Source organism: Streptomyces sp. CLV115 (assembly GCF_038448545.1).
Classification (GTDB): Bacteria; Actinomycetota; Actinomycetes; order Streptomycetales; family Streptomycetaceae; genus Streptomyces; species Streptomyces sanglieri.
Genome location: NZ_JBCEWQ010000046.1, coordinates 46,113 through 54,172 on the forward strand (window position 1 = coordinate 46,113; position 8,060 = coordinate 54,172).

Annotated in this window: 8 protein-coding genes; all 8 read left to right on the top strand. The window is 70.0% G+C overall.

Annotation, left to right across the window (positions count from 1 at the left end):
• Position 1 precedes the first annotated feature (1 nt).
• Positions 2 to 433, top strand: coding sequence for a roadblock/LC7 domain-containing protein (locus AADR41_RS18070; RefSeq protein WP_259932819.1), 432 nt, complete (start codon positions 2 to 4; stop codon positions 431 to 433).
• Entirely contained in the window at positions 430 to 813 is a 384-nt protein-coding gene (locus AADR41_RS18075; RefSeq protein WP_124723166.1) for a DUF742 domain-containing protein, read from the top strand. Before AADR41_RS18070 ends, AADR41_RS18075 begins: the two co-directional genes overlap by 4 nt.
• Complete coding sequence (locus tag AADR41_RS18080; RefSeq protein WP_371097248.1) at positions 785 to 1,405, top strand: GTP-binding protein; 621 nt, start codon at positions 785 to 787, stop codon at positions 1,403 to 1,405. The genes AADR41_RS18075 and AADR41_RS18080 overlap by 29 nt, the downstream gene beginning before the upstream one ends.
• Entirely contained in the window at positions 1,402 to 2,694 is a 1,293-nt protein-coding gene (locus AADR41_RS18085; RefSeq protein WP_342282436.1) for a cytochrome P450, read from the top strand. The genes AADR41_RS18080 and AADR41_RS18085 overlap by 4 nt, the downstream gene beginning before the upstream one ends.
• Positions 2,695 to 2,884: 190 nt before the next feature.
• Complete coding sequence (locus AADR41_RS18090; protein WP_342282437.1) at positions 2,885 to 3,964, top strand: polyprenyl synthetase family protein; 1,080 nt, start codon at positions 2,885 to 2,887, stop codon at positions 3,962 to 3,964.
• A gap of 47 nt (positions 3,965 to 4,011) precedes the next feature.
• Entirely contained in the window at positions 4,012 to 5,637 is a 1,626-nt protein-coding gene (locus AADR41_RS18095) for a prenyltransferase/squalene oxidase repeat-containing protein (RefSeq protein WP_342282438.1), read from the top strand.
• Positions 5,634 to 7,010 carry a cytochrome P450 gene (locus AADR41_RS18100; RefSeq protein ID WP_342282439.1) on the top strand — a complete coding sequence of 459 codons (1,377 nt, stop codon included), beginning with the start codon at positions 5,634 to 5,636 and terminating at the stop codon, positions 7,008 to 7,010. The genes AADR41_RS18095 and AADR41_RS18100 overlap by 4 nt, the downstream gene beginning before the upstream one ends.
• A complete protein-coding gene (locus AADR41_RS18105) occupies positions 7,007 to 7,972 on the top strand; it encodes a terpene synthase family protein (protein WP_342282440.1) in 966 nt (321 codons plus the stop codon). Before AADR41_RS18100 ends, AADR41_RS18105 begins: the two co-directional genes overlap by 4 nt.
• Positions 7,973 to 8,060: the final 88 nt, after the last annotated feature.

An 8,060-nucleotide genomic window follows, 5' to 3' on the forward strand; every position in this document is an offset into this window, starting at 1 on the left:
CATGTCTGAAGCCTATGAAGAGTCCGGCCCGTCCGCCTGGGTCCTGAAGCCCATCACGGAGATCCGTGGTGTCCGGCACGCTCTGACCATGACTCTCGACGGGATGGTCCAGGCCACTTCGGAGAACCTCACCAAGGACGAGGCGGACGGTATCGGTGCGATGACCGCCGCGCTGCACTCGGCCTCCCGCGCCGCCACCAACGCGGTTCTGGGGGCTCCTCCCAGCACTCCGCTGACGACCGTCACCTCGCACAACGACCGGGGTACGTACATGGTCATGCCGGTCGGCGAGGGGACCAACACCCTGATCGCGGCAGCGGGTGATCAGGACATGCCGATGGGGGTGGTCGCGGCGACGATGGCCCGTCAGGCGATGAAGCTCGGGGAGCAGATAATGTCCGTTCCCGCCCGTGTCAATGACGGGGTGTCATGAGTCGCGGCCAGGAACAGCGCCGGCTGCTGCCGGCGTATCTCGCGACGGGGACCAGCCCCGGTACCGGTCTCTCGGGCACTCTCGATTCGCTGGCCGCGCTGCGTGCCAGTGGTCTGCCCCTGGCCAGGTATCACACGGCGGTGCACCAGCGGGTGATCGAGCTGCTGACCGACGGCTCTCTCAGTGTCGTCGAACTGGCCGGCTATCTCGGTCTCCCGGTCAGCGTGACACTGGTGCTCGCCGAACAACTTGTCAGTGATGGTCAGTTAAAAGCCACCGTTCCGCTTCCGGATGCCCTCCGTGCGTCGAATGATGGCCGGCCGTCGAAAGAAGTCCTGGAAGAGGTTCTGAGTGGACTCCACGCTCTCCTTGCCGCCTAGCCCGTCTCCCGTCTACCTGCCCGAGGGTGAGCACCGGAGGATCAAGATCCTCGTTGCCGGTCCGCTCGGTATCGGCAAGACGACCGTGGTCAAGTCGCTGTCGCAGATTCCGACGCTGCACACCGACGAGGTCATGACAAACGCGGCGGTCGCCACCGATGACCTCAGTCACGATGTGCTGCGCGACAAGACCACCACGACGGTCGCCATCGACTTCGGCCGGCTGACGCTGCCGGGCGACAAGATCGTCCTTTATCTGTACGGGACTCCGGGGCAGCGCCGCTTCCTTCCGTTGTGGGAAGGCATCGCGTTCGGGGCGCTCGGCGCCCTCATCCTGGTCGACACCCGGCGGCTCAAGGATTCCTGGGAGGTGATGGAACTCATCGAGGAGCGCGGTTTGCCGTACGCCGTCGCTGTCAATGTCTTCCCCGACTCACCCAAGTACGACTTGGCGCTCATCCGTTCGAAGCTCGACCTCGCCCCGGAGACTCCACTGGTCACCTGTGACGCACGGGAGAAGAACAGCGGCCTGAACGCGCTTGCCCAACTGACCGCCCATTCCATATCCGTTGCCGGAGTCAAAGCCTCGTGACACTCATACCAGCCGAAGCGCCCGTGTCCCTGCACGGGCCCGAACACGCCGCGAACCCGCAGCGCAGTTATGACCTGCTGCGCAGGCAGGGGCCGGTCGGCGTGGCCGAGGTGGCCCCCGGTGTCGTGGTCAGCATCGTCACCGACTACCGGGCCGCTCTCGATCTCCTCCAGGACGCCGATACCTGGACCAAGGACACCCGGGGCTGGCTGCCGCAGGTGCCGGAGGACAGCCCGATCCGGCCTCTGGTGGAGTGGCGGCCGAGTCTCTTCTTCGCCGACGGCGAGACGCACGCACATCTGCGGCGGGTGATCACGGACAGCTTCGGTCTGCTGGATCCGCATGATGTGCGCGCCCTGACGTTCCGCTTCGCCGACACGCTGCTCCAGGAGTTCGCCGACACCGGAACGGTCGACCTCGTCGGCCAGTACGCGCAGCAGCTGCCCCTGATGGTCTTCAACGCTCTGTTCGGCATGCCGGACGAGGAGGGCCGGCGGCTCGTGTGGGCGCTGGGGGCGATGATGGACAGCGATCCTGAGACACAGGCGGCGGGCGGGCAGTCGTTCGGTGTCTACCTCGAAACGCTCTACAGGACCAAGGCGGCGCAGCGCGGCCACGATCTGACCTCCTGGTTCATCGATCATCCCAATGGTCTGAACCAGGAGGAGGCTGTCAACCAGATCCTCATCACGCTCGGGGCCGGGAACGAGCCGCTGGGCAACCTCATCGCCAATGCGCTTGTGCGCATGCTCAGCGACGACCGCTATTTCGGTACGTTGACCACCGGGAGTCTGCCCATCCAGCACGCCATCGACGACGCGCTGTGGCACGACGCTCCGCTGGCCAACTTCAGCGTCCACTTCCCGAAGAAGGACGTGACCTTCCACGGTGTCCGCCTCCCCGCGGGCTCGCCCGTCATGGTGTCGTACGCCGCTGCCAACACCTGCCCGCATTCAGGCGTTCCGACGGACGGCTACCGCTCCGGGAACAAGGCGCACCTGGCCTTCGCCGCGGGGCCGCACGCGTGTCCCGCCCGTGACGTCGCCATGCTGGTCGCCACCGCCGCCATCGAGAGGCTGCTGACCTACCTGCCGGACATCGAACTGGCAGTCCCCGTCGGCCGGCTGACCTACCGTCCCGGGGCTGTCCACCGCATGCTCACCGCGCTTCCGGCCCGGTTCACCCCGTTGGCTCCCGACGCCGACGGGGCGACCCCCTGGAGCCGCAGCCCGTCCCGCCCCGAGCGGGACACACCGTTCTCCCCGGCAGCAGGCGGTACCCCGGTGTAGAAGCCGTATCACCTGCCGTCGTTCGTCGCATCGCGGTGGTGCCGTCCGGGAACCGGGCGCCACCCCCCCCCCCCCCCCCCCCCCCCCCCCCCCCGCCAGCCCCCAGGGAGGAGGCGCGGGTCCGTCGGCCCCGTCCTCTGCAAGAACGGAACCGCGACGACGGTTCCCGAACGAAAGAGGTCAACCGCAGGTGACACAAGCCCTTCCCACAGCACTGCCCGATCTCGCTTCCCTACGACAGAAGGTGGGCGCGGCTCTGATCGGATTCCTGGACGCCAAGGAACGTACGGCGCCAGGAATCGAGCTGCTCCACCTGACCACCGCGCTGCGCGGACTTCTGACCGGCGGCAAACGGCTGCGGTCCCTGCTGTGCCTGTACGGCTGGCAGGCCGCCGGAGCGACCGGCGACATGGCCGGTGCCGTCCGTGCCGCCGCAAGTCTCGAACTGTTCCAGGTGTTCGCCCTGGTGCACGACGATGTGATGGATGACAGCGATGTCCGCCGCGGCCGGCCGTCGGCCCATCGCGCCCTGGCCACCGCGTACACCGACGGCGGCGGCCCGGACAGCAGGGCCCGGGCACACGGTCTGGGCGCGGCCGTCCTTCTCGGAGATCTGGCCCTGGTGTGGTCCGACGAGCTCCTCTGTGCGGCGGGCCTCGGCCCGGAACGGCTGGCACAGGTGCTGCCTCTGGTGGCCGAGATGCGGAGCGAGGTCATGTACGGCCAGCTCCTGGATCTGCAGGGCACCGGCCGGCTTTCCGGCGATGTGGATACGGCCCTGCACGTCATCCGGTACAAGACGGCCAAGTACACCATAGAGCGGCCTTTGCACATAGGGGCGGCGGTGGCCGGAGCGGCCCCGCCCGTACTCGATGCCTGTACCGCCTTCGGCATACCGCTGGGAGAAGCGTTTCAGCTGCGGGACGACCTGCTCGGGGTCTTCGGTGATCCCGCCAGGACGGGCAAACCCGTACTGGACGACCTGCGCGAGGGAAAGGCCACCGTCCTGATGGCGCTTGCGGTCCAGCGGGCCTCCGCGGCCGAGCTGAGGACCCTGCGCGAGCTCGTCGGCCGGAGCGACCTCGACGAGGAACACGCCGCTGCGGTCCGTACGGTCCTGGAATCCACCGGCGCCCGGCAGAGCGTGGAGGAGATGATCACCGCGCGGCGGGCGGCCGCCCTCGCCGCCCTGGACGACGCTCCCTTCCCGGCGAGTGCCACCGACTCTCTGCGCCGCCTCGCCCTGGACGCAACGGCCAGGCAGACATGAGGCACCGCCGTACACCGTCTTCAGACCCCCGAGGAGGAAGCCGTCCCATGAGCATCAGCACCCACGTCGGCACACCCTACGCCGAACGGGCCGCCGATCTGGTGGCCGGGGCCGACCAGGACCAGTGGGGAAGCGTCGGCCCCTCCCTGTACGAGACGGCCCGTGTCCTGTCGGCGGCGCCGTGGCTGCCCGGGGAGCCGCGGCGGATCACGTACCTGCTGGAACAGCAGGCGCCCGACGGCAGTTGGGGGGACGGACCGCCGCCCTACCGGCTCCTGCCGACGCTCAGCGCGGTGGAGGCCGCACTGGCGGTCCTGCAGAGGGGCGCCGCGTCCGCGGAGGTCACCGGCCGGCTCACGGCCGCGGTGGAAAGGGGACTGGGCGCGTTGCGTTCGCTGCCCCCGGCGGGTCCGTGGCCGGACACTGCCGCGGCGGAGATACTCGTGCCCGGCCTGGTCGCCGCGATCAACGAGAAGCTGGACTCGCCGGCCGCCGACGGCGGGGACATGCCGGGTTCCGGCGGCCCCCGGCTCCCGGTGCCGGGCGGCTTTCACGGGTCGGCACCGGCCCGCGTGGCCGGGCGGTACGAGCCGGCGGGCAGCCTGCCCGTCAAGTACCACCACACGTTCGAAGGCATAGCCGGCTTCGTACCGCCCTCTCTCGTCCCCGACGCCGAAGGCCTGCTGGGCAGTTCGCCGGCCGCCACCGCGGCGCGGGCGGCGCGATCACCCGCCGCCACCGCTCAGGCCGTCGCCGACCTCTCCGCGGTGGCGGGGCGCTACGACGGTCTCTTCCCCGAGGCCGCGCCCCTGCGCGTGGTCGAACGGCTGTGGGTCGCCGCCGCGCTGGCACGCGCCCACCTGCCCGCTGCCGCTCTTGCCACTGTCCGTGAGTGGGCCGAGGACATCTACGATCCCCGGGGCGTGCGCGGTGCGCCCGGCCTCATGACCGATGCCGACGACACCGCCATGGCGGTGCTGGTCGCCTCGCTCGTCGGGCTGCCCCACGGCCCGGCACCGCTGGACCTGTTCCACAACGGCAGCCACTACGACTGCTACATCGGCGAGGACACCGGGTCGGTCACCGCGAACGCCCACGCCCTCCAGGCCCTCGTGAGCCACCTGCGCCGCAGCCCGGAGGCGCAGCACACCCACGGTCCCCGGGCGGCGAAGCTGAGCGACTGGCTGGCCGACCAGCAGCAGCCCGAAGGACACTGGACCGACAAGTGGCACGCCTCCCCCTACTACGCCACCGCGCGAAGCGTCACCGCGCTCGCGCAGTACGGCGGCGAGCACGCCTCCCGGGCCGTCCGGAAGGCCGCGGAATGGACCACCGGAACTCAGCGCGCCGACGGCTCCTGGGGGGTGTGGGGCAGCACCGTCGAAGAGACCGCGTACGCCGTCAAGATCCTGCTGAGCGCCGGCGCCCCCACGCCTCGGCACGCCCGGTCCCTGGATCTCGCTGAAACGTATCTGCACAACGCTTCGCACCCCGACCGCCAACACCCCGAAGGCCGGTACCCCGACCCCCGGCACCCCGCCCTGTGGCACGACAAGACCCTGTACGCGCCCGCCGCGGTGATCGAGGCGGAGGTGCTCTCCGCACAGGAGCTGCTGCGGGCACGCCGCGCAGCCGCATGCACGGAAGCCGACACGGAAAGGACCCACGCGTGAGTGCCGACACAGAGATGACTGCCGACATGGACGTTCCGCCGGCCGCTCCGGGGAAGCTGCCGCTCGTCGGACACGCCGTCCCCCTGCTCAGGAACCGCCTGGAGTTCGTCGAGCGCCTGCGGACCTACGGGCCGGTCGTCCGTATGTCGGTCGGCCCCAAGAAGGTGACCGTGGTCAACTCCTACGAGCTGATCCACGAGATGCTCACCAGCAAGTCCAACTCCTTCTCCAAGGGGCTGCTGGGCGAGAAGCTCAAGCTCTTCGGCCGCTCGGCCCTGCCGGTCGCGGAGGGCGAGCCCCACCTGCGCCGGCGCCGCCTGCTCCAGCCCGCCTTCCACCGCGAACAGATCAGCGGGTACGTCGACACGATGCGGGAAACGGTGGAACCGTCCATCGCCCGCTGGCACGAGGGGGAAGTCCTCGACCTGAAGACCGAGATGGGGCTCATGGCCCAGGACGTGGCCATGGCGGTGCTGTGCTCCTTCCGCGCGGAACAGGAGCGGGCACGCGCGATCCTCGACGCCGTCGACACGGTCTTCACCGCGGCCATCTGGCGCACCATGCTGCCCGTGTCCTCGCTGGAACGGCTGCCCACCCGCAGCAACCGGCGACTCAAGGCCGCCCGCGGCCTGCTGCGCAGCGAGGTGGCCGACATCATCGCCGAGCGCCGGGCGGACCCCGACGCCCACAGCGACCTCGTGACACTGCTCCTGGAGGCCCGGGACGAGAGCGGCGCGCCCCTGCCCGACAACGAGATCCTGTCGGAGATCATCGGGCTGCTGGCCGCCGGGTCCGAGACGACCGGAGTCATGCTCGCCTGGCTGTTCCACGAACTGGGCCGCCACCCCGAACTGGAGCGGCGGCTGCACGAAGAGGTCGACTCCGTGGTCGCGCAGGGCCCGATCACCGCCGAGCACGTCCCCCGGCTCGCCTTCACCCGCAGACTGGTCAGTGAGACCCTGCGCCTGCACCACGCCGGCTGGCTGGTGACCCGGCAGGCCACCAGGCCCGTGCGCCTCGGACAGGTCAGCCTGCCGGCCGGGGAACAGGTGCTGTGGAGTCCCTACGCGCTGCACCGGGACCCGGACCTGTACCCCGACCCGCTGCGCTTCGACCCCGACCGCTGGCTTCCGGAGCGCCCCCAGCCGCCGCGGGGAGCCTTCATCCCCTTCGGGTCGGGAAAACGCATGTGCATCGGCGACGCGTTCGCCTGGACGGAGGCGGTCGTCATCACGGCGTTCATCGCGTCCCGCTGGCGGCTGCGGCCGGTTCCCGGCGCCGCCGTGGAACCGGTCGGACTGCTCACCGTGCACCCGTCGGACCCCCGTATGACCGCCGAGGCCAGGCGGACCGTCACAGGGAAGGCCGCATGAGCCACACCAGCGGCCCGGACCCGCTCGCCCTGCCGATGCCCGACCTCCGGGACACCTTCCCCGGTCCGTTCGCCACCAGCCCGTACGCCGACGCCGTCGAGGAGCAGACCGCACGCTGGCTGCGGACCTTCCCCCTGACCGGTTCGCCCGGCGAGGCGAAGGCCCTCTGCAACATCACGGCCCAGGGAGTGGCCCGTGTCCTGCCCACCGCGGACCGGGACGGCGTGATCCTGTTCGCCGGCCTCTTCGTATGGCTCACCGCGTTCGACGACACGCACGGCGAGACCGAAGGCGGCCGTGACACCGCCCGCCTGGTCCGCCGCACCGCCCGTTGTGTCCAGCTGCTGGCCGGCCACGACGGGCCGCCGACCGGCGACGACCCCTGCACCGCCGCCCTGCAGGACCTCCTGACCCGGTTCCGGGAGCGGGCCACGCCCACGCAGTACCTACGGCTCACCGCACACCTGCGGGACAGCCTCTTCGGCATCCTGTGGGAGGCCCACCACCTCGGCGAACCCGGCCGGATCACCCTGGACGACTACCGTGCGATGCGCCCGCACACGGTCTTCGTCCGGACCGTCATGGCGGCAGCGGAGATCATGCACGGGTACGAACTCACCGAGGACCAGCGGGCCTCGCCGGCCGTACGGGAATTGGAACAGGCCGTGGCCGACCTCGCCGGATGGATCAACGACCTGGCCTCGTACGCGAAGGAGAAGGACCACGACGGCCCGGATCCTCTGAGCCTGCCGACGCTACTGGTCCGCCATCGCGGGTGCAGCCTCGAAGAGGCGTTCCGCGTGGCTTCCCGCATGTGTGAGGACCAGGCCGTCGCCGCACGCCGCCGGATCACCGAACTCACCTCCGGAGGCAAGCACCCGCTCACGGATCACGCCCACACCATGGAGACCGTCACAGCCTCCTACGTATGGCACATAGGACACTCCCGCTACAAGCGATAGCCACCGGGACGCGGTGGCCGCTGTCTCGTCCCGGTGGCTATCGCTTGTAGCGGGAGTGTCCTATGTGCCATACGTAGGAGGCTGTGAC

Excerpts from the sequence above, each read along its gene's own strand:
- AADR41_RS18105 (WP_342282440.1), top strand. The coding sequence starts at position 7,007 with ATGAGCCACACCAGCGGCCCGGACCCGCTCGCCCTGCCGATGCCCGAC.
- AADR41_RS18070 (WP_259932819.1), top strand. The coding sequence starts at position 2 with ATGTCTGAAGCCTATGAAGAGTCCGGCCCGTCCGCCTGGGTCCTGAAG.
- AADR41_RS18095 (WP_342282438.1), top strand. The coding sequence starts at position 4,012 with ATGAGCATCAGCACCCACGTCGGCACACCCTACGCCGAACGGGCCGCC.
- AADR41_RS18075 (WP_124723166.1), top strand. The coding sequence starts at position 430 with ATGAGTCGCGGCCAGGAACAGCGCCGGCTGCTGCCGGCGTATCTCGCG.